Genomic DNA, 22578 nt, shown 5'->3' with positions numbered 1-22578 from the left:
CCTTCCGGGCGAGCGAGACGTCGACCCTCAGTACGCCCTGCTCCCGCCTGGGAGGACGCTCCCGAACTAAAAAGAAGGCGCGCCCGGCTCAGGCGCGCCTTTGATTTTCCAAGATCAGCCGCGGCCGCGATAGGCCGGCACGCCCTGGTCGGGCAGCCACAGGCCTTCCGGCGGCGCGCCGGTCTGCCAGAACACGTCGATCGGGATGCCGCCGCGCGGGTACCAGTAGCCGCCGATGCGCAGCCAGCGCGGCTCGGCGATCTCGACGATCTTGCGACCGATCTTGACCGTGCAGTCCTCGTGGAACGAGCCGTGATTGCGGAAGCTGGTCAGGTACAGCTTCAGCGACTTGCTCTCGATCAGCCAGTCGCCCGGCGCGTAGTCGATCACGAGGTGGGCGAAGTCGGGCTGCCCGGTGACGGGGCACAGCGAGGTGAACTCCGGCGCGACGAAGCGGGCCAGGTACAGCGTATCGCTCTGCGGATTGGGCACGCGCTCGAGGACGGCGGCCTCGGGGCTTTCGGGGGCGTCGACGACGCGGCCCAGCTGGGTGACGTTGAGATCGGTCATCGCCGCGATTTAGGCCTCCGACAGCCGCGAGACAAGCCGCACTGGGCTCGCTACAACGTCGCAAACACTTGTTTGGGAGGACGGCATGAAGGACTTCGACGATTTCACGGTGGTGATCACGGGCGCGTCCACGGGCCTGGGCCGCGCGATCGCGGTCGAGGTGGCTCGGCGCGGCGCGGGCCTGGTGGTGGTCAACTACGCCCGCAGCGCCGACGAGGCCGCCGAGACGGCCCGCCTGGTCGAGGCCGAGGGCAGCAAGGCCGTCCTGGTCCAGGGCGACGTCGCCAACGACGAAGACTGCAAGAAGATCGTCGCCGCCGCCGAACCGACGGGCCGCATCGACGCCCTGTTCAACAATGCCGGCATGACCAAGTTCGCGCCCAACCACGCCGACCTGGACGCGGTGAACGCCGAGGACTTCCTCAAGCTCTATTCGGTCAATGTGGTCGGGGCCTTCCAGATGGTCCGCGCCGCCCGCGCCCTGCTGGAGGCCGCGCCTGCGCCCGGCGCCGTGGTCAACACCGCCTCGATCGCCGGCGTGGTCGGCAACGGCTCTTCGGTGCCCTATGCCGCGTCCAAGGGCGCGATGACGACCATGACCCTGTCGCTGGCCCGGGCTCTCGGTCCGCGCATCCGCGTCAACGCCGTCAATCCGGGCTTCATCGACACGCCGTGGTTCAAGAACATGCCCGAGGAGTCGCTGGAGCGTCTGCGGGCCGGCGCCGCGGCGGCCACGCCGCTGAAGGTCGCCTCGACCGCCGATGACATCGCCGGCGCGGCCGTGTTTCTGGCCTCGCCCGCCTCACGGCACGTCACCGGAGAGACTCTGCTGGTTGACGCAGGGCTTCACCTGGGCGGAGCGAGTCTTTCTATGAGGTAAAAAGCACAGACAAGCCGCATTCGGTTTTCCGTCAGCTGTGACTTAGCTGCGCCTATTCTGAAGCAAAATCGTCACACAGCGCCTAAACTTTAAGCGGCGGCTGCCCTTCTTGCTGGCGTTCGGATTCCCCTGATTGCAACTAAAGGCGCGCCCCCGACACATCAGTCAGGGACGCAATGCGCTTGCAGGCGCAGTCGGGGCTCGGGAACCAACCCGGGAGACGACACAGAAAAGGGGATAGAATTATGAAAGCCATGAAGATCGCGCTGGCCGCCGCCGCCGCCACCGTCGCCCTGTCGGGCGCCGCGATGGCCGAGGAGCTGAAGCTCTCGTACAACCTCGGCGTGACCAGCGACTACGTTTTCCGCGGCGTCAGCCAAACCCAGGAAGACCCGGCCATCCAAGGCGGCGTCGACCTGACCTCGGGCATCGTCTACGCGGGCGTCTGGGCCTCGAACGTCGATTTCGGCGCCGATGACCCGACCGCCGAGGTCGACTTCTACGCCGGCATCCGTCCGACCATCGGCGACACCTCGATCGACCTGGGCGTGTTGTACTACGGCTACGTCAAGGACAAGGGCTTGACCCCCGGTTCGTACGGCTACACCGAGTTCAAGGCCGCCGCCTCGCGTCCGCTGGGCCCGGCAACCGTCGGCCTGGCCGTCTACTGGTCGCCGGAATTCCCGGGCAAGACCGGCGACGCCGTGTACTACGAAGTCAACGGCGCCGTGCCGCTGATGGACAAGCTGACCCTGAGCGGCGCTCTGGGCCACCAGGAAATCGACAAGGCCGGCGACTACGCCACCTGGAACATCGGCGTCACCTACGCCGTCACCGAAAAGCTGGGCCTGGACCTGCGCTACTCGGACACCGACGAGCATGGCTACGGCAAGATCTACGGCAGCCGCGTGGCTGTCGGCCTGAAGGCCGCGTTCTAAGCCTTACGGTTTAGGCTCCAAGACGAAGCCGCCCCGGTTCGCCGGGGCGGCTTTTTCTTTGCCTACGCCGGCGCTTTCGGCGGCCGCATGGCCAGCACGGCGACGAACACCACGGCGGTAACGGCCGCGAACAGCTGGAAGGTCGGACCAAAGCTCCCCAGCCGGTCGCGCATGGCCCCGGCGATGAACGGCCCCCCCGCCGAGACCGCGCCGACCAGGCAAGTCAGCGAGAAGAGCTCCAGATTGCTCTGACGGCCGTAGTAGTTCAGCAGCAGCACGGTCACGGCCAGCACGGTCAGGCCGAAACCCACGCCCGTGCCGATGGCGTAGACCAGCATCAGGACCGGGCTCGCCGCATGGGCCAAGGCCAGCAGGCCGACGACCAGCATCCCCTGCGCGAAGACCAACAGCCAGCGCGGGTCGACGCGGTCGCCCAGGGCGCCGCCGGCCAGGCGCGCCAGGGTCTGCATCAGCGATTCCAGGCTCAGCATCTTGGCGGCCAGGGCGCCGGCCGCGACGGCCGCGACGCCGGCGGCCACGCCCAGCTCGGTCAGGTGGCTGACGGAGACGCTGGCCACCGTCACGCCGACCAGCAGATGCGAGAAGTAGGCGGCCACGAGAGTGTAGAACTGCGGCGTGCGCAGGGCCTGCTGCACCGTCCACTCGTGCGACGTGCGATAGACGCGGGCGTCGGCGGGGGCCTGGCGGGCCTCCTGCTCGACCTCGAGATCGACTTCGTGCGCGGCTTCCGCCAGCCACTTGGTCCCGCCGACCATCATCGCGCAGATCAAGCCGACGATCGCGGCCAGCGCCGCCTGGACGATCCAGTACAGCCGCCAATCATTGCCGCTGCCGCCCATCAGGGTCAGGGCCATCCACGGCCCAGCCGCGCCGCCCAGCGAGCCGAAGGTGAAGTAGATCCCGAACGGCAGGGCGCGCTTGCGAAACAGCGACGACAGCACGTGCGTGCCGGGGATCAGCGCCGCCATCTGGAAACCGACGCCGCACGCGGCCGCGCCGGCATAGTAGCTGAGCAGGCTCTCGGAATTGGCCAGGCCCAGGAAGCCGCCCGCCAGCACGGCCGCGCCGGCCAGCAACGTCCCGCGCACGCCGATCTTGCGGATCAGGATCGCCGGCAGCCACGACGAGGCGCCGGTGAAGACGCCCAGCACGGAGAACCCCAGGAACGCCTTCTCGAAGCTCCACTTCAGCTCGCCGATCATGGCCGGCAGGACGACGCCCAGCGAGCCGTAGGTCGAGGCGGTGATCAGGAACAGCAGCAGACTGAACCCCGCCAGCAGCAGCCAGGGACGGAAGCGGTCTTCTTCGGTCTTCGTCACGATCAGAACGTCCGCTTCAGGGTGGCCCGCCATTCCCGCCCCTTGCCCGGCAAGGCGCCGAGGTTGGCGTAGGTGTCGGCGTCGGGAGTGAAATAGAACTTGTCGAAGAGGTTATCGACGTTGACCGACAGGGTGTACGGCCCACGGTTCACGAAAGCTGAAGCATTGACCAGGCTGTAGGCCGGATAGCGCACCGCGTTCTGCACCGTGCCCGCCGTGCGGCTGACATGGCTGACGCCAAGCGTGGCGCCAGCCTGGCCCCAGTCGTAGCCCTTGCTGGTGTAGGTCCCGTACAGGCTGACCACCGACTTGGGCGTCAGGGTGTAGGCGTAGTCGCCGCTCCGGTCCGGCAGGCTGTTGAAGGCCCACACCACGTACGAGCCACCATAGCCCTGCGCGCCCGGCACGCCGGCGGCATAGGCCGGGATGTATTGGAACGACGTATCCGGCCCCTTCACCGTCGTGCGCTGGCTGTTGCCGGCGAAGGTGAAGGACAGGCGCTCGGACGCCAGCCAACGGACTTCCAGCTCGACGCCCTTGGCCCGCGTGCCCTGCACGGTCGGCGGCGAGATGGCTCCGGCGATCTGGGTGCGGTTCTGCTCATAGGCGGCCAGCGAGCCGATCAGGGTCCCGCGCAGCAGCTGGAACTTCACGCCGGCCTCGGTCAGGTCCGAGCTCGACAGCCATGACCCGTCGGCCACCAGGTTGGGCGCGACGTCGCCGGCCTGGCTCATCTCCAGGGCGGCGGCCTTGGCGTAGCTGACATAGGGCATCAGGCCGAGCGGCAGCTTGTAGGTCAGGCTGGCGCTGTAGGTGGCCTTGTCGCGGTCGCCCTTCTGCAGGCCGGCGGGCACGTAGGACAGGATGCCGGTGTCCTGGCTCTCGACGCTGTAGTGGTCCCAGCGACCGCCCAGCACCAGGTTCAGCCGGCCGACGTCGATGTCGGAGGTGACGAAGACGCCGGTCTGCTTCCACTGGGAGCGGTTGTCGTTCTCCCACTGCACGCCGACCCCGCCCGGCTCGGTGTCGAACGGGCTGTCGATGGTGTCGGTGGCGGTGACGCCATAGCTGATGTCGCGGCGGTCCAGGGCGATCAGGCCGCTGTTGTAGCTCTCGCGCCGGCGGCCCTCGAACCAGCGGTGCGATCCGCCGACCAGGGTCTTGGCGCTGACCGCGCCGACCTGCGTCGGGAAGGCGTAGGTCAGGCGGATCTCGCTGACCTTGGCGTCGACCGCCGAGGGGTAGCCGTAACTGACGAAGCGCTTGTTGTCCTGGCGGTCGTGGAACAGCTGCAGCTTGATCGCGCGGTCACCGCCCAGGTCCTTGGCCAGGTCGAAATAGAGGGTCTGGGTGTTGGTCTTCGAGAAGTCGGCCGGGCTGATATAGACCGTGCGGCGATCCAGCTTGGTCGTGCCGACGCCGACATCCAGGGTGTGGGCCGCGTCCGTCGTCGGGAAACCGTAGTACGGCAGGTACAGGGCGCTGGCGTAGGGGTACGACCCGATCTCGTTGGGGGTCAGCTTGCCGTTGCCGTCGATGTCCTTCAGCGTCGTGTCGCGGCCGGTGATGTAGGTGCGGTTGTCGATCAGGTCCTGGGTCAGGCGGTTCCAGCCGGGCGTCTGCACGTCGCCTTCCGAGTGGAACACCATGCCGCCAAAGGCCGTGCTCCAGCCGTTTCCTAGGTCGAAGTCGGACGAGACCTCCAGCGTCTGGTGACGCGGATAGACGCCACGATAGTAGCTGTGGCTGTCCTCGACCTCGCCATAGACCCAGACCCCGCCGTCAGCCTTGCCCAGCGACACCGGCACGCCGAACTGGCCGGTGACCAGCTTCTTGTTGTAGCTGCCGAAGGTGGCGGTCACCTCCCCTTCCGGCCCGGCCAGGAAACGGCCTTCGTCACGGGCCGACTTGGGGATGAAGTTGACCAGCCCCCCGACCTTGCCCGCGCCATAGATCGGGGTCGGCGGGCCGCGCAGGATCTCGATGCGCGAGGCCCCGCCGATCGGGGTCGAATAGGTGCCGCGGTTCTCCACCCTCTTGAAGCCGCGGAAGTAGTTCTCGGCCAGGGTGCCGCGGATGTTGAGCGCGCCGGGCACGCCGTAGAAGCTGGCCGTGTGGGTCCCCGGCGAAACCTTGGTCGCGCCGTCCAGGGTCAGGACGCCGTAGCGCTCCAGGGTCAGGTCGCTGACCAAGCTGGCCGAGCGCGGCGTCTCGATCAGCGGCTTGGCGATGCCGAACACCGTCTGGCTGGGCTGCTTCTCCAGCAGGCCCGCCTTGTCGCGCGCCACGATCACCACCGCGTCGACCTGGTCGGCGACCTGGGTTTCAGCCATCGCAGGCGACGCCAAAAGCAGAGCGGAAGCGGACAGAAGCGCGGTCTTGAACATCGGGAGCATGGCCTTCACGCCGCCGGGTCCCGGCGGTTCACGCCCCGATATCTGGGAACGCCATGACGTTCGTCAAAATGCCTTCTGACATTTCAGCTTAGATTGCGAAGACGCTGTGGCGCCAATGCCTCAGCTTCCGTAGCGGCCGCTAGGCCGCCCCGACGTGCGGGCGAGTCTGGGCCTCGGGCTGGACGTTCAGGATGCGCAGCATCGCCTGGCGCGAGGCCTCGGCGTCGCCGCCGGCGATGACGCGGGCGACCTGGCGGTGCTCCTCGATCTCGTCCATCAGCTCCTGCTCGGTGGCGCCGTTGAACGAGAACACCCAGAAGCGGGCGGCCTTGTGCTGCAGGGGGATCAGGATCCGGGCCAGGGCCAGGTTGCCCGAGGCCCGCGCCACCAGGGCGTGAAAGCGCAGGTCCATGGCCACCAGGGCCGGCAGGTCGCAGGTGCGGGCCGCTTCCTCGCCCTCGGCAAAGACCTCGTACATCGCCTGGGACTCGGCCTTGCTGGCATTGCGGGCGGCCAGCTGGGCGCAGTGCGGCTCGATCAGCACGCGGGCGTCGTAGCCCTGACGCAGCTCCACCAGGTCCAGCGGCGCGACCATGGTGCCCGAGCGGGCGCGGCGGATGACCAGACCCTCCAGCGCCAGCCGGCCCAGGGCGTCGCGCACCCCGGCCAGGCCGGTGTCGTAGTGGGCGGCCAGCGACTGCTCGTCCAGCCGCGCCCCGGCCGGCAGCGCGCCCAGGATCAGGTCCAGCAGGATCCGCTCATAGACCTTGGTCTTCTGCAGGTCGGGCGACCAGTCCTCGAGCCCCGACGAGTTGGCGACGTCCAGCACCAGGGTGCGGTTCAGCGAAGGCGAGACCATGAGCGATCCGTGAGAAGCGGTCGCTGATAGGTAGTGTGAAATTTCAGAAGACGCTAGCGCCTCAGAACGCCGGCACCACCGCCCCGGCGTACTTCTTCTCCAGGAACGCCTTCACGTCCGGCGAGGTCAGGGCCGCGGCCAGCTTCTGGACGCGTGGGTCGTCCTTGTTGTCCGGACGGCCGACCAGGTAGTTCACATAGGGGCTGGTCTTGTCCTCGGCGATCAGGGCGTCCTTGGACGGGTTCAGCTTGGCGTCCAGGGCGTAGTTGGTGTTGATCACCGCCAGGTCGACCTGCTTGAGAATACGCGGCAGGGCCGGCGCTTCCAGCTCCTTGAACTTCAGGTTCTTGGGGTTGCTGGTGATGTCCTTCAGGGTCGACAGGTCGCTGGCGTTCTTCAGGGTGATGACGCCGTTCTTGGCCAGCAGCAGCAGGCTGCGCGCCTCGGTGCTGGCGTCGTTCGGGATGGCCACGGTGGCGCCGTTCGGCACCTCGGCGATCGACTTCCACTTGGTCGAATAGGCGCCGATCGGCTCGACATGGACGCCGGTAATCGTCACCAGCTCGGTGCCGTGGTCGCGGTTGAAGTCTTCCAGATACGGCAGGGTCTGGAAGTAGTTCACGTCGATGCGCTTCTCGGCGACCTGGGTGTTGGGCTGGACGTAGTCGTTGAACACCTTGATCTCGATGTTCAGCCCCTCGGCGGCCAGCTTCGGCTTGATGAACTCCAGCACCTCGGCGTGCGGCACGGCGGTGGCGGCCACGATCAGGGTGTTGGCGGCGCCGGCCTTGGGCGCTTTCGGACCGCAGGCAGCGAGAGTCATGGCGGCGAGGCCGAGAACGAGAATAGCGCGGCGGGCGACCATGAACGGCTCCATAAGGCGATCTGACGGGTAGGGTTTTGCCCGCTCAGGCGCGCCAGAGGAAATCAGATTTCCTGAGGGGCCGTCGAGCGATCACTTGACCGCCCCTGCGAACAGGCGGCTTGGATGGAGATGGCCAAAGAAACCGTCCACATCGTGCAGTCCTACATCGCCGGACGCGGCAAGGGCCTGAAAGCCGAGCAGCAGGTCGGTTGCAAGACGGCCGAAGAGGCGCGCCGCAAGGCCGAGCGCCTGGCCCCGCTGCGCGAGGGCGTGGTGGCCTTCACGATCAGCGCCGACGTCGAGCTGGGCGACTATGACGAAAACCCGGACATCCTGTTCAAGGCCGGCCGGCTGCCGCACCCGTTCGACCAGGCTTGAGGGCCCGAAACCTCGTCCTTCGACAAGCTCAGGATGAGGTTTCTACTTGGACGCCAGCACTAGTCCTCACCCTGAGCCTGTCGAAGGGCGAGGACGGCCCCGCGGCCTCAGTCTTCGTCGTTCGCCGCTTCCGGGACATCCGGATCACCATGGATGGCCCAGTTGGCGATGAAGTCCGGCTTTTCGCCGGACAGCGTCGTGACGCCCGCTTCGGCCGCCTGGATGGCCGAGGTCTGGGGCGGCAGGGTGTAGGTGTCGCCGTCGTGCTCGCCCATCAGGTCCAGCACGATGCCCTCGGCCTCGGTGGCGTCGATGACCACGCCGAAGAACTGCTGGCGCTCGGCCACTTCCCCGTCGTCGTCCAGGAAGGACAGGTTCATCAGCAGGGTCTTGCCGATCAGGGTCTCGGCGAAGGCGGCGTCCCAGTGCTGGTCGCCTTGATCGATATCGTCAGTCATCTCTAGCTCTATTTGTGGGAGACGCGGCGCACCACCGCATCGCCGATCATCTGCAGAACCTGCACCAGCACCAGCATCAGCACCACGGTCACGACCATGACGTCGGTCTGGAAGCGCTGGTAGCCGAAGCGGATGGCCAGATCCCCCAGGCCGCCCGCGCCGACCACGCCGGCCATGGCGGTATAGGACACCAGGGCCACGCCGGTCACCGTCGCGGCGGCGACCAGGCCCGGCAGCGCCTCGGGCAGCAGCGCGCCCAGCACCACCTGCCGCCGCTTGGCCCCCATGGCGAAGCTGGCCTCGATCACGCCCTTGTCGACTTCGCGCAGGGCGGTCTCGACCAGGCGGGCGAAGAACGGCGCCGCGCCGGCGACCAGCGGCGGGATGGCCCCGGCCACGCCCAGCGAGGTGCCGACCAGCACCACGGTCAGCGGGATCATCACGATCAGCAGGATCACGAACGGCACCGAGCGCAGGATGTTGACCAGCAGCGACAGCACGCCGTTGGCGACGCGGTTCTCCAGCATCTGGCCCTTGCCGGTCAGGAACAGGATCACGCCCAGCGGCAGGCCCAGGATGACCGTCAGGATCATCGAGCCGCCCAGCATGGCGAGCGTATCAAGGGTAGCCTGGCCGATCTCGGCCCAATCAACGTTTTCCATCAGGCGACTCCCCCGCTGAGATCCTCGACCCGGACACCAGCCGCCTCGAACTGCGCGATCGCGGCCTTCACGTCGCCGCCCGTCAGCGCCAGGGTCAGCTGGCCGTAGGGCGTCTCTCGCAGGCGGTGGATGCGGCCGCCCAGGATCGAATAGTCGACGCCGGTGGTGCGAGCCACCTCGCCCAGCACCGGCTTGTAGGTGGCCTCGCCCCGGAAGGTCAGGCGCACCAGGCGTCCGTCGATGCCGGCGGCCGAGACCTCGCCATCCGCCTCACGCACGAAGCGGCGGGCGGTGTCGCTGGCCGGATGCAGGAAGACGTCCTCGACCGCGCCCTCTTCCACCACGCGGCCGGCTTCCAGCACGGCGACGCGGTCGCAGACGCGGCGGACCACGTCCATCTCGTGGGTGATCAAGACGATGGTCAGGCCCAGCTCGCGGTTCAGGCCCGAGATCAGGTCCAGGATCTGCTCGGTGGTCTCGGGGTCGAGAGCGCTGGTGGCCTCGTCGCACAGCAGGACCTTGGGATTGGTCGCCAGGGCGCGAGCGATGCCGACCCGCTGCTTCTGGCCGCCCGACAGCTGGGCGGGGAACTTGTTGGCATGTTCGGTCAGGCCCACGCGCTCCAGCAGCTCGGCCGTGCGCATCCTGACCTCGGCGGCCGGACGCCCGGCCAGCTTCAGCGGGAAGGCGACGTTCTGGGCGACGGTCTTGCCCGACAGCAGGTTGAAGTGCTGGAAGATCATCCCGACCCGGCGACGCAGGGCCCGCAGCCCCTCGACGCCCAGGGCCGCCACGTCATCGCCGTCGACGATCACCTTGCCGCCGCTCGGCGTCTCCAGGCCGTTGATCAGCCGGATCAGGGTCGACTTGCCCGCGCCCGAGGCGCCGATCACGCCGAACACCTCGCCGGCCTTCACCGACAGCGAGACCTCGCTCAACGCCGGGCGACCGCCGGCGGAATAGGTCTTGGAAACAGCCTCGAAGGCGATCACGTCGAAGGTCCTGTGATTTTCGGAGCGCTGCACTTAGGCGCTCGCGCTCCGATAGTCGAGGCTAGGGCTGTTTGATAACGGCCCCGCCCTTCATCACGAACACCGGCTTTTCCAGCACCGTCACGTCGGCCAGCGGATCGCCCGACACCGCGATGATGTCGCCAAAGCGCCCGACGGCGACCTGGCCGACATCCTTGGTCTGGCCCAGGGCCTCGGCGGCGGTGAGCGTCGCGGCCTGGATCGCCTGCAAGGGCGTCGCGCCGTAGCGCACCATCACCGCGAACTGCTTGGCGTTGTCGCCGTGCGGATAGACCCCGGCGTCGGTGCCGTAGATCATCTTCACCCCGGCCTTCAGCGCCTTCTTGAAGTTCTGGCGCTGGATCTCGCCGATGTCGCGGTCCTTGCGCAGGTTGTCCTCCAGCACGCCGTTCTTCTTGCCCTCGGCCTGGGTGTAGTCGGTGTTGTAGATGTCCATCGAGAAGTAGGTCCCGTGCTGGATCGCCAGCTTGATGCCCTCGTCGTCGACCAGGCTGACGTGCTCGATGGTGTCGATGCCGGCCTTGATGGCCTCCTTTATGCCGCTGGCCCCGTGGGCGTGGGCGGCGACCTTCAGGCCGGCCATGTGGGCCTCGTCGGCCACGGCGTGCATCTCTTCCTGCGTCAGCTGCTGCTGGCCCGGCTCGTCGCCGCGCGAGAAGACGCCGCCCGTCGCGCAGATCTTGATCACCTGGGCGCCGTACTTCTTCAACGTCCGGACGACCTTCCGCGCCTCATCGGGGCTGTCGATGTTGTAGGGGCTCTTCTCGTCCATCGACGGCGGGAAGAAGGTCGAGTCGCAGTGGCCGCCGGTCGCGCCGATCGCGAAGGTCGCCGTGACGATGCGGGGCCCGATCACGTAGCCGGCGTCGATCGCCTCGCGCAGGCCCACGTCGTCGAAGTCGGCCGAGCCGACATTGCGGATGGTGGTGAAGCCCGCCTCTAGCGTCTTCTTGGCATTGGCCACCTGGACCACGCTCCAGAAGCGGTCGCTGTATTCCAGACTGTTGTAGCCGCCGATCTCGGCCAGGCCGTCGATGTGGGTGTGCATGTCGATCAGGCCCGGCAGCAAGGTCGCGCCCGGCAGGTCGACGAGCTTGGCCCCGGCCGGCGTGGCGTCGCCCTTCTTGCCGATGCTGGTGATGCGGCCGTCGGTGACGATCACCAGCGGATTGTCGACATATTTGCCGGTCGCCACGTCCAGCAGGCGGGCGGCGCTGACCGCCTCCACGTCTGCGGCATGCGCCGCGCCGGCCGCCAGCAACACCGCGGCCGCCACGGCGGCTTTCATCCCCTTACCCATAAGCGTTCCGTCCCCGTCCAAATTTGAGCACGGCGACGCTATCACGGCAGTGGAAGGCGTCGAGGCCTAGTGCGGACCTACCGCGACCCGCCCAGCCAAGCTGGCGATAAAGCGATCAATACAAGCTTTGCCGCATAAATTGTAAAATCGTCGAGGAACCGACACAGAAGAACTTCGCTAACTCTCCAGTTCCGCTTGAACAACTTGACCGTTTCACCTCCCCGAAACATCAATCTACGGAGACTTAGCCATGACGAATAGCAAAGCTGTTCTCATTTCGGCCGCAATCGGCACGCTCTCGATTGGCGCCGCTTCTTCCGCCCTGGCGCAATCTAGCCCCCAAGCCTTGTCCGACCAGGCTCAGTACGAGTTCGCGGCGGACAACAACTGGATCGCCACCAACCTGCAGAAGCGCGTCGTGGCCGCGGCCCCGACCATTCCGAACCGCTTCAACCTGGCCACCGGCTATCAACGCACCGGCCGCCTCGAAACGGCCAAGGGCTACTACCAGACCCTGGCTGTCGAAGGTGAAGGCGTCGGGATGGAGCAAGGTTGGCGCAGCCGCAACTTCGACGTCGCCATGACCTCGGCCGACCGCCTGCTCTATATCGACTGGCTGCAGAACGGCGCTGCGCGTCGCTCGGGCGCGGTCGCGGCCGGCGAGGCGGCGACCAACGTTTCGGCCACGATCGGCGGCAACGGCGACGCCGAAGTCACCGACGAACAGGCCCGCGCCCTGGACCGCCAGGCCCGCACCGGCCGCTAGCGCGCGGCTTGCGCCGCCACACCCGCCTCGACCCCGGCCGATCGATGGCTTATGGGGTCGAGGTGACGGGGACGTGGCGGAATCGGTAGACGCGCCGGACTTAAAATCCGTTGGAGCAATCCGTGTGGGTTCGAGTCCCACCGTCCCTACCAAGGCCCGGAACCCGACGATCTACCCTTGGGCGCAAGCGCGGCCACGATTCCCGCCATTCGGGAATAAACATTCCGTCCAGGAATAAACGTTTCTCCAGACCTCGACTCCCGCCAGGATCGCGCCCGCGTCACGCAGGACGATCGTTCGCGCGCGACGGCTCGATGAGCTACCTCCCCCTCCGTCGCGTTCGAGTAAGTGATCATGGCTGAAGACAAGACCCCCGATCCCGTCGACATCCACGTGGGCCGTCGCCTGCGCATGCGACGCAAGGATCTGGGTTACTCCCAGCAGGCCCTGGCTGATGCGCTGGGCCTGACCTTCCAGCAGGTGCAGAAGTACGAAGGCGGCTCCAACCGCATCAGCGCCAGCAAGCTGCAGGCCACCGCCATGTTCCTGAAGACGCCAATCGGCTTCTTCTTCGAGGGCCTGGACGATCCGGAAGGCGCCGACACCACCGCCGCCGACCTGGCCAACGAAATGGCCGACTTCTGGTCGCTGCCCGGCGCCCCTGAGCTGGCCCGCGCCTTCACCGCCATCAAGTCGGGCGGCATGCGCAAGCATCTGGTCGACCTGGCCCGGGCTGTGGCCGGCGAAGAGTAGGATCTAGGTCGGGTCCGCCAGCAGCTCGATGTTGCTGGCGCCCGCCTCGGTCAGGGCGGTAATCAGCTCGGCTGCCGCCGCGTCCAGCTCGGCGGCGTCGCGGCCGCGCAGCACCAGGTTGGCGCCATAGACGTCCGGCGGGCTGAAGAACGGATAGCTGCCCAACGACATGTCCGGATGGGCCTTGGCCACCGCTTCCAGCGGCGCGGCGATCGTGCCCTCGCCCGTGCCGGTGACCCGCACCGTCTTGCTCAGCACCACCGCGCCGGTGCGCAGGCGCGGACCCACGTCCTCCAGCATGCCGCGCATGATCGCCGGCACGCCCGCCAGGACGAAGACATTGTCCTTCTGGAAGCCGGGCGGCCCCTGCACCGGATTCTTCACCAGGCTGCCGCCTTCGGGCACGTGCGCCATGCGACGGCGGGCGGCGTTGGGCTCACCCCAGCGCTCGCGCAGCATGGCCATGATCTCGGGATGCTCGGGGGCCGTCACGCCAAAGGCCTTGGCGATCGAGTCGGCGGTGATGTCGTCGTGGGTCGGGCCGATGCCCCCCGTGGTGATGACGTAGTCGTAGCGCGTGCGCAGGGCGTTGACCGCGTCGACGATCTCTTCCTCGATGTCGGGCACCACGCGCGCCTCGCACAGGTCGACGCCATAGGTCGCCAGGTACTTGGCGATGGCCGACAGGTTCACGTCCTGGGTCCGGCCCGACAGGATCTCGTCGCCGATGATCATCACCGCAGCCGTCACGCGCTCGCTGGTCGTCATCGCTTCGATCCCTTATGTCGCTTGCGTCTTACGCCTCCGACTTAGGCTCCGCATGCTGCTCCCGCAACCGCTCGTTCATGGCCGCCTGGTCAGCCGCTACAAGCGGTTCTTCGCCGACCTGATCCTGGACGACGGCCGGGCGATCACCGCCCACTGCCCCAATCCCGGCGCGATGCTGGGCGTCAAGGATGCCGGCCAGGGCGCCTGGGTGTCGTGGTCGGACGATCCCAAGCGCAAGCTGGCCTGGACCCTGCAATGCGTGGAACAGGGCAACGCCCTGGTCGGCATCAACACCCTGCTGCCCAACAAGCTGGTCGCCGAGGCCCTGGCGCAGGACCTGATCCCCGAACTCGCCGGCTACGCGACCATCAAGCCCGAGGTGAAATACGCCGAGGCCAGCCGCGTCGACTTCCTGCTGACCCATCCGGATCGCCCGCCCTGCTGGCTCGAGGTCAAGAACGTGCACTTTTCCCGCACGCCGGGCCTGGCCGAGTTCCCCGACTGCAAGGCCGACCGCTCGACCCGCCACCTCAGCGACCTCGCCGCCCAGGTCGCGCAAGGCGACCGCGCCGTGGCGCTGTTCGTCGTCCAGCGCGAGGACTGCGAGACCTTCCAGGCCTGCGCCGACCTGGACCCGAAGTTCGCGGCGGGTTTGGACGCGGCGGCGGACGCTGGTGTTGAGGTGCTCGTCTATGCGTGCGCGATGAGCACAGAGACTGTGCGGATCGCGCGGCGGATCAGCTGGGCGCGTTGAGATTTATTTTTGTAAATTGAACACCGAATTGATATCACTAGAATAGATGATTGAGGAATAGATCTCACTTCATTCGCGAACATCTCGCGCTATTCGAGATTTTTTTTGGTAAACTAAAATGAAAGATACGTACAAAGTCACGGGGGTATTCCCCAACCATAAGCGAAACCATCCGCAAAAAGTCATTCGCTACATTGAGGCGCTCAGCCCCGAATACGCAATTGACCGGTTCCACCAAGTTACGCGAGCCAACCTTCGAACTTGGAAACCAATCAAGGTCAAGCGTGTCCCACCCGGGCACACGCGGCTGCAATAATCCCTGGCCCGCCCGGCAACGGGCGGGCCTTCCACCTAACAGCGATTTAAGCTGCAATCGTCGCGGCTTCGGTTACCCATTCGCCCGCACGCGAACTGAGGGGATCGCATGAGGAAGACCGCTTTGGCGCTCACCGTTCTGGCGCTCGCCCTGTCCGGCTGCGGCCGGACCGATCCCGGCAAGCCCGAGAACGGCTTCATGACCGGCCTGCGGGCCGTGTTCGCGTTCAAGGCCTGCACCGGCAAGCTGGAGGACCGCTTCGGGCTCAAGGAGATCGGCAGCGTCACCTCCAACGACATGAAGCCCTCCCCGGCCGGCAAGCCGGGCGAATGGGACGTCAGCTTCACCGCCGACGTGACCGAGAAGGAGACCGGTCGGGTCACGCGCTACAAGGGCGTCTGCCATGTGCGCCGCGACAAGCCCACCAGCCTGGACGCCAGCTTCATCAAGGAAATCCGTCCGGCGACCGACACGGTGCGACGCATCAACCCCACCCAGTAAGCGTTCAGAACGGGCAAGGGCTTGAAATCCGTGCTAGGATCAGCAGATACGCCCCTTCCAGATTGATCGCCGCCCGTCGCGGCGGCGACCGCCCGAGTAGAGCATGACCTTGGACAACACCCTCGAGATCGAAGCCGAGACCCGCACGGGTCAGATCAAGATCCACAAGGCCGAGGACTTCGAAGGCATGCGCAAGGCCGGCAAGCTGGCCGCCGAATGCCTGGACATGCTGATCCCGCACGTGCAGCCGGGCGTCTCGTCCGACCACCTGGACACCCTGGCCCGCGAGTTCATCCTGGACCACGGCGCCCTGCCCGCCTGCCTGTACTATCGCGGCTATCCCAAGACGGTCTGCATCTCGCGCAACCACGTCGTCTGCCACGGCATTCCCGGCGACTGGAACCTGAAGGAAGGCGACATCGTCAATATCGACGTCACCGCCATCGTTGACGGCTGGCACGGCGACACCTCGCGCATGTACGGCGTCGGCGAAGTCGGCCCGCGCGCCCGTCGCCTGGTCGAGATCACCTATGAAGGCATGAAGCGCGGCCTCGAGGCCGTGAAGCCGGGCGCCACGCTGGGTGACATCGGCCACGCCATCCAGAGCTATGTCGAGGCCCAGCGCTGCAGCGTCGTCCGCGACTTCTGCGGCCACGGTCTGGGCCGCGTGTTCCACGACGCCCCGAACATCCTGCACTTTGGCCGTCCGGGCCAGGGCGCGGTGCTCAAGGCCGGCATGTTCTTCACCGTCGAGCCGATGGTGAACCTGGGCAAGCCGGCGGTGAAGGTGCTGAACGACGGCTGGACCGCCGTGACCCGCGACAAGTCGCTGTCGGCCCAGTGCGAGCACTCGATCGGGGTGACGGAAGACGGCTACGAGGTCTTCACCGCCTCGCCGACCGGGCTGTTCCAACCGGCGATCCTGGGCGGCTGATCTGGACGAGTGAACCCTCCCCCCGTGGGGGAGGCGGCCGAAGGCCGGAGGGGGAACAGCGGGCTATCCGGCTTCTTCCCCCTCCGTCGGCTTCGCCGACACCTCCCCCGCTAGGGGGAGGATCTGGGACCTCCGCCCCCTCTACTTCCCCGCCACGCTCTTGGCGTAGGCCTGCGCGCCGGCGATCAGGCGCAGCACGTTGCCGCTCCAGATCGCCTGGATGTCGGCGTCCGAATAACCCTCGGCCTTGAGCCGCGCGGTGATCTTCGGCAGGTCGGCCACGTCCTCGAAGCCTTCCACACCGCCGCCGCCGTCCCAGTCGGCGCCGACGCAGACGCCCTTGGGGCCGGCGATCTTCAGGGTGTGCAGCATGCTGGCCATGAAGGTCTCGAAGTTGGCTCGCACCGGCGGGTACTGCTTGTCGACCGCCACCTTCTTGGCCATCCACGCCACGACGTCGGCCTGGCTGGCCTCGTCGCGCGGCGGGCGGCCGATAGCTTCCAGGGCCGCCTTGCGCTCGGGGCTGTCGGCGCTGGCGCGCAGATAGACCGAGTTGATGCAGATCGCGCCGCCGCTGTCGGCGATCTTCTTGATGCGGCCGTCGTCCAGATTGCGCGGGTGGTCGAAGATCGCCTTGGCGCCCGAGTGCGAGGCGATGATCGGCGCCTTGGACAGGGCCACCGACTGGTCGACGATATCGTCGCTGGCGTGGCTGACATCGACCAGGATGCCCAGACGGTTGGCCTCGGCCAGCCAGCGCAGGCCCAGCGGCGAATAGCCGTTCCAGATCTTGCCCTTGGGGTCGGTCGAGCTGTCGGCGAACTGGTTGTTGCGGAAGTGGACCGGCCCGGCCATGCGCACGCCGGTGGCGTAGAAGGTCTGGAGCAGGGTCAGGTCCTCGCCGATCGGCCAGGAGTTCTCGATGCTCTGGAAGACGAAGCTCTTGCCGGCCTTGTTGATCCGCGCGGCGTCCTCGGCGGTATAGGCCAGCTCGAACTGGTCGGGGTGGGCGGCGACCATCTCGCGGATCTCGGTCGCGCGGTTCAGGGCGAAGTCGCGGGCCTTGCGATAACCCTCGGCGGTCAGGTCGCCCTGGCCGGTGTAGATCACGTAGAAGCCGCCATCCAGGCCGCCGGCCTTCATGCGTGGCAAGTCGACCTGGCTGCCGTCCTTGGCCACGCCGTGCTCGTCCAGCATCGACCAGCCGTGGCGCGAGAAGTGCTCGGGCGTGTCCAGGTGGGTGTCCAGGACCAGGAAGCTGTCGTGCAGCGCCTTGATCGCCTTGGTGACTTCACCGGGCTTCTCGGGGGGCTTCTTTTCAGCGGCGTGGGCCGTGCCCGCCAGCAGGGCGGCCGATCCGAGCAAAACGGTAAGCAGGCGACGCATGAGCAGACTCCGGACGAAACCAAGGCCGCGACGCTCAAGGTTTCAATGCGGGGCGTCAAGCCGACGTCGGGCGTCCTGATAAGAAAATTCTCGTCCTGATCCGATCTACATCAGACCCAGCGCCTTGAAGCTGGCCACGCCCTCGCGGCCGACCACCAGGTGGTCGTGGACGGCGATCTTCAGCGCCTTGCCGGCCTCGACGATCTGCTTGGTCATCTCGATATCCGGGCGCGACGGCGTGGGGTCGCCCGACGGGTGGTTGTGCAGGATGATGATGTTGCTGGACGACAGCTCCAGCGCCCGCCGCATCACCTCGCGCGGATAGACGGGCGCGTGGTCGACCGTGCCGCGGTTCATCACCTCGTCGGCGATCAGCTGGTTCTTCTTGTCCAGGAACAGCACCCGGAACTGCTCGCGCGACTCGTTGGCCAGGGCCACCCGGACATAGCCCAGCAAGGCGCTCCACGAGCTGATCACCGGCCGCTTGACGATCTTGTCGCGGCCGGCCCGCAAGGTGGCCTCGTGCAGCAGCTTGATGTCCATGGCCGCCGTCTCGCCGACGCCCGGCACCGTGGCCAGCTCCTCGATCGTCGCCCCCAGCACCGCGCCCAGCGAGCCGAAGCGGGTCAGCAGCGCCTTGGCGATCGGCTTGACGTCGCCGCGCGGGAAGGTGCGGAAGAGATAGAGTTCCAGCAGCTCATAGTCCGGCAGGGCCACGAAGCCCCCGACCTTGGCCCGCTGGCGCAGGCGGTCGCGGTGGCCGGCATGATGGGCGTGGGCCGAGCGCTTCTTGACCTCGGCCGGAGCCGTCGGAAACAGCTCGGCGTCGGAGACACCCAGGGATTTGACGCTGACCATGCCGCCCTCGACCTTAGGCGAGCAGTAGGCGTTATCGCCTCATGGTTGTCTAGAGGCCGCTTACGTAGATCCTCCCCCTAGCGGGGGAGGTGTCGACTCGAAGAGGCGACGGAGGGGGAAGAGGCAGGCTCAGCAGCACTTCCCCCTCCGGCGCTTCGCGCCACCTCCCCCGCTAGGGGGAGGATCTGGATCTCCTGGCCTCCCAGACCCGCCAGCCCATCAGCAGCACGAACACCGCGCCATACACCAGCGGCGGCCGGTGGTCGGCCTTGACCAGCAGGTAGTAGTGCACGACCCCCAGCGGCACGATCAGGTAGATCAGCTTGTGCAGCCGGCTCCAGGCCGCGCGACCCATGCGGATCACCCAGCCGTTGGTCGAGGTCACCGCCAGCGGGATCAGCAGGACAAAGCCCAGCATGCCCAGCGTGATGAAGGGCCGCTTGAGGATGTCCTTCCACAGCTGGCCCCAGTCGAAGAACAGGTCGACGCCGATATAGCTGGCCAGGTGCAGCAGGATGTAGCTGAAGGCGAACAGGCCGATGGTCCGCCGGAAGCGCACCAGCCTCGGCATCTTCAGGATCCGCGCCGCCGGCGTGATGGCCAGGCCCACCAGCAGCAGCCGCAGGCCCCAAACGCCCAGCTGGCGGATCAACTTCTCGATCGGGTTGGCGCCCAGGTCGCCGTTGAAGCCCTTCCAGGCCAGCCAGACGATCGGCGCGAAACAGGCCGCCCAGACCAGGGCGTAGACGATGTTGTCGCGCGTCTTGGAGGGGCGCTTCTTCGCAGAGGCCATCAGTAGAACCGCTTCAGGTCCATGCCGCGATAGAGGTCGCCGACCCACTCGCCATAGCCGTTGAACGGCAGGGTCTCGCGGCGGCGGAACTCGCCGATGCGGCGTTCGCTGGCCTGCGACCAGCGGGGGTGGTCGACGGCCGGATTGACGTTGGCGAAGAAGCCGTACTCGCGGGCCGCCAGCTTGTTCCACGAGGTGACCGGCTGCTTCTCCACCAGGCTGATCCGGACGATCGACTTGATCCCCTTGAAGCCATATTTCCACGGCACGACCAGCCGCATCGGCGCACCGTTCTGGTTGGGCAGCACGTCGCCATACAGGCCCACGGCCATCAGGGTCAGCGGGTGCATGGCCTCATCCATGCGCAGGCCTTCGCGATAGGGCCAGTCCAGCGTGTTCCAGCCCTGGCCCGGCATTTCCGAGGGCCGCATCACCGTCTCGAAGGCCACGTACTTGGCGTTGGAGGTCGGCTTGACCGAGGCGATCAGGTCCTTGAGCGGAAAGCCCACCCACGGGATGATCATCGACCAGCCCTCGACGCAGCGCATGCGATAGATGCGCTCTTCCAGCTTGTTCTTGCCGATCAGGTCCTCGATGCCGACCGTTCGTGGGGCCTCGCAGGCGCCGTCGATGCGCACCGTCCAGGGGCGCGGCTTGAACTTGCCCGAGTTCTCGGCCGGATCGCCCTTGTCGACGCCGAACTCATAGAAGTTGTTGTAGGTGGTGATGTCCTCTTTCGAGGTCGCCTTTTCCGAGGTCGAGAAGCCCTTGGTGAAGGTCAGGCCCGCCTGGGCCTCGCCGGCCGCAGCGAACAGCCCCGCGCCCGCGAGCCCGGCCATCAGCGTGCGGCGCTTGAGATAGAGGCCGTGGTCGGTGACGTCGTTGTCGGTCAGGTCAGGCGCTTGGCGGATCAGCATGGGACGCTCCGGGGCTACGCTGACTGATACGACGGGGCGCGGCGTTTGGTTACGTCCGCCGACGATTATTCCTGGCCCTGACGCAAAGCCCGGCGCGGGGCGTAGATGCGCGACAGGCCCTGGGCCAGCACCGTCCGCTCCTGCGGCGACAGGGTGGCGGCATAGGCGGCCAACGCGGCCTCGACATTGCCGCGCGCCTGGACGTCCAGGGTGCGGGCCGTGGTCAGGCGGCGCGAGACCTCGCCCGCGTCGAAGCCCGGCGAGGCCAGGGCGTCCAGGGCCGCCTGCCGCTCGGCGCGGGCCTGACGGGTGATCGGCTTGTTCTTCAGGTTGGCGGCGTGCAGGGCCTGGCGCAGGGCGCGGCGGCTCTCGGGCGAGAGACGGTCGCCGGCGGTCCATAGCGGCGGGCGGGCCTGGCGCTCGGCGTCCTGCGCCACGGGCGCGATTGGCGGCGGGGTGGTGGTCGCAGGCTTGGCGGGACGGGTTGGCGCGACCGGATCACTCGGCTGCGGGACTTGGGCGACGGACGGCGGAATGTAGATCGGCTGCGGCGCCGGTTGTGGTGCGGGCGGCGGAGCGGACATCCGCACATAGACCGCCCCGGCCACGCCGCCGATCAGGAACACATTGAGGGCCGCCGAGGCGATCAGGCCGATCAGCAGCGGGCGCGACAGGCTCATAGCTCGGAAGCCTCCTCGAGGGCGTCCTGCAGGTCGGTGGAGACATCGACGGCGGTGATGGGACTGTCGGCGCGGGCGGTGATCACCGGAGCGACGGCCTGCGGCTGGGCCTGACCGGCCAGCGACACCCCGACCAGCACCCCGGCGAAGGCGGCGGCCGACAGGCCAAGCGCCGCGCCCAGACCGGCGATCCAGCGGCGTGCGGTATTGGGCGCTTGCGGCGCGGCTGCGATCAGGCGGCCCAGCAGAGCGGCGTCGACGCTCTGGGCCGGCGCCAAGTCCAGCAGGCGGTCCAGCTGCGCGGCGCCGGCAAGCACCGGCGACAGGCGTTCAGGGTTGGCGGCCAGCAGGGCGCGCGCGGCCTCACGCTCGCCTTCCGGCCAGCGGGCGATCTCGCCGCCATAGATCTCGGCCAGGTCTTCGAACCGTTCGAGCGACATCATGAGCCCGTCTCCTTCATCCGCCCGCCCCCTGCAGATCCGCCAGCGACGCCTTGAGCGCGCGACGCCCCCGGCCCAGCAGGCTCTCCAGCGCCTCGACGCTGATCTCCATCAACTGCGCCGCTTCGATATTGCCCAAGCCCTGGTGATGGCAAAGCACGATCGCCTCGCGCTGGCGCGCCGGTAGAGCCGCCAGGGCCGCCTCGACGCGCTTGGAGAGGTCGGCCCGGATCAGGCCGGCGTCCGGCGCCGGTCCGGTGTCGACCTGCTCGGGCGGCGTATCGGTGACCACCTCGCGCCGGCGGCGCAGGCGGTCGTAGCAGAGGTTCAGGGCCACGCGGTGCAGCCAGGTGTCGAACTTGGCCTGACCCGGCGTCCACGACCGCGCCTGCTTCCAGGCCCGCAGGAAGGTCTCCTGGGCCACGTCCTCGGCCTCGCCGGCGTCGTTCAGCATGCGCCGGGCCAGAGCCAGAATGCGCGGCAGGCGTCGGTCCAATAGCTGTCGCACGGCGGTCGGGTCGCCCCGTCCCACCCCCGACAGCAAGGTTTCGTCGGGATCGTTCCCGTCGGACGCCAAGCTTCAACCCGCCGCGCACGTCGTCATCAGACCCCGACCTTGGCCTTGCCCTTCTTGGCCTGCAACTCTTCCAGCGTCAGGATGCCGTCGTTGTTGGTATCCATCCGCTTGAAGCGCCAGGCCAGCACGTCGTCGGCCTCGGCCCGCGACAGGAAGCCGTCCTTGTCCTTGTCGAAACGGGCGAACACCCGCTGGCCACGCTTGCCGGCCTTCGCAGCCTTGGCGTCGACCTCGGGGTTGTCCTTGCGGAAGGCGGCGAACTCGTCGGGCGAGATCTTGCCGTCCTTGTTGGTGTCCAGCCGCGCGAACAGCTTGTCGCCGTTCGAGGCCTGGAACTGCTGCAGGGTCATGCCCTGGGGAGCAGCGGTTTGCGCCAAAGCCGGCGCCGCGACGGCGAGCACGGCGGCGGCGATCAGGGTGCGTACGATCATCGGTCTTCAGGTCTCCGAGGGTGGAAG

26 protein-coding genes, 1 tRNA gene and 1 pseudogene are annotated in these 22578 nt (G+C 67.4%); 9 read left to right on the top strand and 19 right to left on the bottom strand.

The window, feature by feature from the left end:
• Window positions 1-114: 114 nt before the first annotated feature.
• The gene (queF, locus tag AC1RRR_RS17775; RefSeq protein ID WP_492815155.1) at window positions 115-570 is read right to left on the bottom strand and encodes a preQ(1) synthase; all 456 of its coding nucleotides are present in this window, start codon (window positions 568-570) and stop codon (window positions 115-117) included.
• 85 nt (window positions 571-655) lie between these two features.
• On the opposite strand from queF, the gene AC1RRR_RS17770 reads away from it, so the two are divergent.
• Window positions 656-1450: an SDR family NAD(P)-dependent oxidoreductase gene (locus tag AC1RRR_RS17770; protein ID WP_492815154.1), complete on the top strand. Its 795-nt coding sequence runs from the start codon at window positions 656-658 to the stop codon at window positions 1448-1450.
• A gap of 245 nt (window positions 1451-1695) precedes the next feature.
• Window positions 1696-2388 carry a TorF family putative porin gene (locus AC1RRR_RS17765; RefSeq protein ID WP_492815152.1) on the top strand — a complete coding sequence of 231 codons (693 nt, stop codon included), beginning with the start codon at window positions 1696-1698 and terminating at the stop codon, window positions 2386-2388.
• 62 nt (window positions 2389-2450) lie between these two features.
• On the opposite strand, the gene AC1RRR_RS17760 is transcribed toward AC1RRR_RS17765, so the two are convergent.
• The 4 genes from AC1RRR_RS17760 to AC1RRR_RS17745 form a co-directional block, all read right to left on the bottom strand.
• Complete coding sequence (locus AC1RRR_RS17760) at window positions 2451-3761, bottom strand: MFS transporter (protein ID WP_492815150.1); 1311 nt, start codon at window positions 3759-3761, stop codon at window positions 2451-2453.
• Window positions 3731-6124: a TonB-dependent siderophore receptor gene (locus tag AC1RRR_RS17755; RefSeq protein ID WP_492815290.1), complete on the bottom strand. Its 2394-nt coding sequence runs from the start codon at window positions 6122-6124 to the stop codon at window positions 3731-3733. Before AC1RRR_RS17755 ends, AC1RRR_RS17760 begins: the two co-directional genes overlap by 31 nt.
• A 139-nt stretch (window positions 6125-6263) precedes the next feature.
• On the bottom strand, window positions 6264-6983 hold the full coding sequence (locus AC1RRR_RS17750) for a GntR family transcriptional regulator (protein WP_492815148.1): 720 nt from the start codon (window positions 6981-6983) through the stop codon (window positions 6264-6266).
• A gap of 61 nt (window positions 6984-7044) precedes the next feature.
• Complete coding sequence (locus tag AC1RRR_RS17745) at window positions 7045-7860, bottom strand: MetQ/NlpA family ABC transporter substrate-binding protein (protein ID WP_492815146.1); 816 nt, start codon at window positions 7858-7860, stop codon at window positions 7045-7047.
• A gap of 117 nt (window positions 7861-7977) precedes the next feature.
• Between AC1RRR_RS17745 and AC1RRR_RS17740 the strand changes: the two genes are divergently transcribed.
• Complete coding sequence (locus AC1RRR_RS17740) at window positions 7978-8226, top strand: hypothetical protein (RefSeq protein ID WP_492815288.1); 249 nt, start codon at window positions 7978-7980, stop codon at window positions 8224-8226.
• A 6-nt stretch (window positions 8227-8232) separates the two neighbouring features.
• Here the strand turns inward: AC1RRR_RS17740 and AC1RRR_RS17735 are convergent.
• From AC1RRR_RS17735 to AC1RRR_RS17715, 5 genes and pseudogenes are all read right to left on the bottom strand, one after another.
• Window positions 8233-8327 (bottom strand): annotated as a pseudogene (locus AC1RRR_RS17735) (hypothetical protein); the annotation flags it as partial.
• Between the two features lie 6 nt (window positions 8328-8333).
• Entirely contained in the window at window positions 8334-8684 is a 351-nt protein-coding gene (locus AC1RRR_RS17730) for a hypothetical protein (protein WP_492815144.1), read from the bottom strand.
• An 8-nt stretch (window positions 8685-8692) separates the two neighbouring features.
• The gene (locus AC1RRR_RS17725; RefSeq protein WP_492815142.1) at window positions 8693-9346 is read right to left on the bottom strand and encodes a methionine ABC transporter permease; all 654 of its coding nucleotides are present in this window, start codon (window positions 9344-9346) and stop codon (window positions 8693-8695) included.
• Entirely contained in the window at window positions 9346-10338 is a 993-nt protein-coding gene (locus AC1RRR_RS17720; protein WP_492815286.1) for a methionine ABC transporter ATP-binding protein, read from the bottom strand. Before AC1RRR_RS17720 ends, AC1RRR_RS17725 begins: the two co-directional genes overlap by 1 nt.
• A gap of 61 nt (window positions 10339-10399) precedes the next feature.
• Window positions 10400-11677, bottom strand: coding sequence for a Xaa-Pro dipeptidase (locus tag AC1RRR_RS17715; protein ID WP_492815140.1), 1278 nt, complete (start codon window positions 11675-11677; stop codon window positions 10400-10402).
• A 346-nt stretch (window positions 11678-12023) separates the two neighbouring features.
• On the opposite strand from AC1RRR_RS17715, the gene AC1RRR_RS17710 reads away from it, so the two are divergent.
• The 3 genes from AC1RRR_RS17710 (at window position 12024) to AC1RRR_RS17700 (ending at window position 13196) form a co-directional block, all read left to right on the top strand.
• The gene (locus AC1RRR_RS17710) at window positions 12024-12443 is read left to right on the top strand and encodes a hypothetical protein (RefSeq protein ID WP_492815139.1); all 420 of its coding nucleotides are present in this window, start codon (window positions 12024-12026) and stop codon (window positions 12441-12443) included.
• A gap of 67 nt (window positions 12444-12510) precedes the next feature.
• Window positions 12511-12595: transfer RNA gene (locus AC1RRR_RS17705), tRNA-Leu, on the top strand.
• Between the two features lie 202 nt (window positions 12596-12797).
• The gene (locus tag AC1RRR_RS17700; protein ID WP_492815137.1) at window positions 12798-13196 is read left to right on the top strand and encodes a helix-turn-helix domain-containing protein; all 399 of its coding nucleotides are present in this window, start codon (window positions 12798-12800) and stop codon (window positions 13194-13196) included.
• Between the two features lie 3 nt (window positions 13197-13199).
• On the opposite strand, the gene AC1RRR_RS17695 is transcribed toward AC1RRR_RS17700, so the two are convergent.
• Window positions 13200-13964 (bottom strand): competence/damage-inducible protein A, encoded by a 765-nt coding sequence (locus AC1RRR_RS17695; RefSeq protein ID WP_492815135.1) that lies wholly within the window; start codon window positions 13962-13964, stop codon window positions 13200-13202.
• 52 nt (window positions 13965-14016) lie between these two features.
• Here AC1RRR_RS17695 and sfsA point away from each other — a divergent pair, with 52 nt between their 5' ends.
• The 3 genes from sfsA (at window position 14017) to map (ending at window position 16469) form a co-directional block, all read left to right on the top strand.
• The gene (gene sfsA, locus AC1RRR_RS17690) at window positions 14017-14718 is read left to right on the top strand and encodes a DNA/RNA nuclease SfsA (RefSeq protein WP_492815134.1); all 702 of its coding nucleotides are present in this window, start codon (window positions 14017-14019) and stop codon (window positions 14716-14718) included.
• Window positions 14719-15142: 424 nt separating this feature from the next.
• Entirely contained in the window at window positions 15143-15535 is a 393-nt protein-coding gene (locus AC1RRR_RS17685; protein WP_492815132.1) for a hypothetical protein, read from the top strand.
• Window positions 15536-15638: 103 nt separating this feature from the next.
• Window positions 15639-16469 (top strand): type I methionyl aminopeptidase, encoded by an 831-nt coding sequence (map, locus tag AC1RRR_RS17680; RefSeq protein WP_492815130.1) that lies wholly within the window; start codon window positions 15639-15641, stop codon window positions 16467-16469.
• A gap of 141 nt (window positions 16470-16610) precedes the next feature.
• On the opposite strand, the gene AC1RRR_RS17675 is transcribed toward map, so the two are convergent.
• From AC1RRR_RS17675 to AC1RRR_RS17640, 8 genes are all read right to left on the bottom strand, one after another.
• Window positions 16611-17855 carry a dipeptidase gene (locus AC1RRR_RS17675; RefSeq protein WP_492815129.1) on the bottom strand — a complete coding sequence of 415 codons (1245 nt, stop codon included), beginning with the start codon at window positions 17853-17855 and terminating at the stop codon, window positions 16611-16613.
• Between the two features lie 105 nt (window positions 17856-17960).
• Window positions 17961-18713, bottom strand: coding sequence for a RadC family protein (gene radC, locus AC1RRR_RS17670; protein ID WP_492815127.1), 753 nt, complete (start codon window positions 18711-18713; stop codon window positions 17961-17963).
• A 172-nt stretch (window positions 18714-18885) separates the two neighbouring features.
• The gene (msrQ, locus tag AC1RRR_RS17665; RefSeq protein WP_492815125.1) at window positions 18886-19506 is read right to left on the bottom strand and encodes a protein-methionine-sulfoxide reductase heme-binding subunit MsrQ; all 621 of its coding nucleotides are present in this window, start codon (window positions 19504-19506) and stop codon (window positions 18886-18888) included.
• Window positions 19506-20423, bottom strand: coding sequence for a protein-methionine-sulfoxide reductase catalytic subunit MsrP (gene msrP / locus AC1RRR_RS17660; RefSeq protein WP_492815123.1), 918 nt, complete (start codon window positions 20421-20423; stop codon window positions 19506-19508). Before msrP ends, msrQ begins: the two co-directional genes overlap by 1 nt.
• Window positions 20424-20488: 65 nt before the next feature.
• Window positions 20489-21103, bottom strand: a complete 615-nt coding sequence (locus tag AC1RRR_RS17655) for a periplasmic heavy metal sensor (RefSeq protein ID WP_492815121.1) — start codon at window positions 21101-21103, stop codon at window positions 20489-20491.
• Window positions 21100-21546, bottom strand: a complete 447-nt coding sequence (locus AC1RRR_RS17650; protein ID WP_492815119.1) for a hypothetical protein — start codon at window positions 21544-21546, stop codon at window positions 21100-21102. The genes AC1RRR_RS17655 and AC1RRR_RS17650 overlap by 4 nt, the downstream gene beginning before the upstream one ends.
• A gap of 13 nt (window positions 21547-21559) precedes the next feature.
• Window positions 21560-22120, bottom strand: coding sequence for an RNA polymerase sigma factor (locus tag AC1RRR_RS17645; protein WP_492815117.1), 561 nt, complete (start codon window positions 22118-22120; stop codon window positions 21560-21562).
• A 26-nt stretch (window positions 22121-22146) separates the two neighbouring features.
• Window positions 22147-22551: an EF-hand domain-containing protein gene (locus tag AC1RRR_RS17640; RefSeq protein WP_492815115.1), complete on the bottom strand. Its 405-nt coding sequence runs from the start codon at window positions 22549-22551 to the stop codon at window positions 22147-22149.
• Window positions 22552-22578 lie beyond the last annotated feature (27 nt).

Source organism: Caulobacter sp. GW821-FHT12D05 (genome assembly GCF_058807295.1).
The sequence above is the reverse complement of the archived record's forward strand: the minus strand, read 5'-3'. Positions and strand labels throughout refer to the sequence as shown.

Excerpts from the sequence above, each read along its gene's own strand:
- queF (WP_492815155.1), bottom strand. The coding sequence starts at position 570 with ATGACCGATCTCAACGTCACCCAGCTGGGCCGCGTCGTCGACGCCCCC.
- AC1RRR_RS17770 (WP_492815154.1), top strand. The coding sequence starts at position 656 with ATGAAGGACTTCGACGATTTCACGGTGGTGATCACGGGCGCGTCCACG.
- AC1RRR_RS17765 (WP_492815152.1), top strand. The coding sequence starts at position 1,696 with ATGAAAGCCATGAAGATCGCGCTGGCCGCCGCCGCCGCCACCGTCGCC.
- AC1RRR_RS17760 (WP_492815150.1), bottom strand. The coding sequence starts at position 3,761 with ATGGCGGGCCACCCTGAAGCGGACGTTCTGATCGTGACGAAGACCGAA.
- AC1RRR_RS17755 (WP_492815290.1), bottom strand. The coding sequence starts at position 6,124 with ATGCTCCCGATGTTCAAGACCGCGCTTCTGTCCGCTTCCGCTCTGCTT.
- AC1RRR_RS17750 (WP_492815148.1), bottom strand. The coding sequence starts at position 6,983 with ATGGTCTCGCCTTCGCTGAACCGCACCCTGGTGCTGGACGTCGCCAAC.
- AC1RRR_RS17745 (WP_492815146.1), bottom strand. The coding sequence starts at position 7,860 with ATGGAGCCGTTCATGGTCGCCCGCCGCGCTATTCTCGTTCTCGGCCTC.
- AC1RRR_RS17740 (WP_492815288.1), top strand. The coding sequence starts at position 7,978 with ATGGCCAAAGAAACCGTCCACATCGTGCAGTCCTACATCGCCGGACGC.
- AC1RRR_RS17730 (WP_492815144.1), bottom strand. The coding sequence starts at position 8,684 with ATGACTGACGATATCGATCAAGGCGACCAGCACTGGGACGCCGCCTTC.
- AC1RRR_RS17725 (WP_492815142.1), bottom strand. The coding sequence starts at position 9,346 with ATGGAAAACGTTGATTGGGCCGAGATCGGCCAGGCTACCCTTGATACG.
- AC1RRR_RS17715 (WP_492815140.1), bottom strand. The coding sequence starts at position 11,677 with ATGGGTAAGGGGATGAAAGCCGCCGTGGCGGCCGCGGTGTTGCTGGCG.
- AC1RRR_RS17700 (WP_492815137.1), top strand. The coding sequence starts at position 12,798 with ATGGCTGAAGACAAGACCCCCGATCCCGTCGACATCCACGTGGGCCGT.
- AC1RRR_RS17695 (WP_492815135.1), bottom strand. The coding sequence starts at position 13,964 with ATGACGACCAGCGAGCGCGTGACGGCTGCGGTGATGATCATCGGCGAC.
- sfsA (WP_492815134.1), top strand. The coding sequence starts at position 14,017 with ATGCTGCTCCCGCAACCGCTCGTTCATGGCCGCCTGGTCAGCCGCTAC.
- AC1RRR_RS17685 (WP_492815132.1), top strand. The coding sequence starts at position 15,143 with ATGAGGAAGACCGCTTTGGCGCTCACCGTTCTGGCGCTCGCCCTGTCC.
- map (WP_492815130.1), top strand. The coding sequence starts at position 15,639 with ATGACCTTGGACAACACCCTCGAGATCGAAGCCGAGACCCGCACGGGT.
- AC1RRR_RS17675 (WP_492815129.1), bottom strand. The coding sequence starts at position 17,855 with ATGCGTCGCCTGCTTACCGTTTTGCTCGGATCGGCCGCCCTGCTGGCG.
- radC (WP_492815127.1), bottom strand. The coding sequence starts at position 18,713 with ATGGTCAGCGTCAAATCCCTGGGTGTCTCCGACGCCGAGCTGTTTCCG.
- msrQ (WP_492815125.1), bottom strand. The coding sequence starts at position 19,506 with ATGGCCTCTGCGAAGAAGCGCCCCTCCAAGACGCGCGACAACATCGTC.
- msrP (WP_492815123.1), bottom strand. The coding sequence starts at position 20,423 with ATGCTGATCCGCCAAGCGCCTGACCTGACCGACAACGACGTCACCGAC.
- AC1RRR_RS17655 (WP_492815121.1), bottom strand. The coding sequence starts at position 21,103 with ATGAGCCTGTCGCGCCCGCTGCTGATCGGCCTGATCGCCTCGGCGGCC.
- AC1RRR_RS17650 (WP_492815119.1), bottom strand. The coding sequence starts at position 21,546 with ATGATGTCGCTCGAACGGTTCGAAGACCTGGCCGAGATCTATGGCGGC.
- AC1RRR_RS17640 (WP_492815115.1), bottom strand. The coding sequence starts at position 22,551 with ATGATCGTACGCACCCTGATCGCCGCCGCCGTGCTCGCCGTCGCGGCG.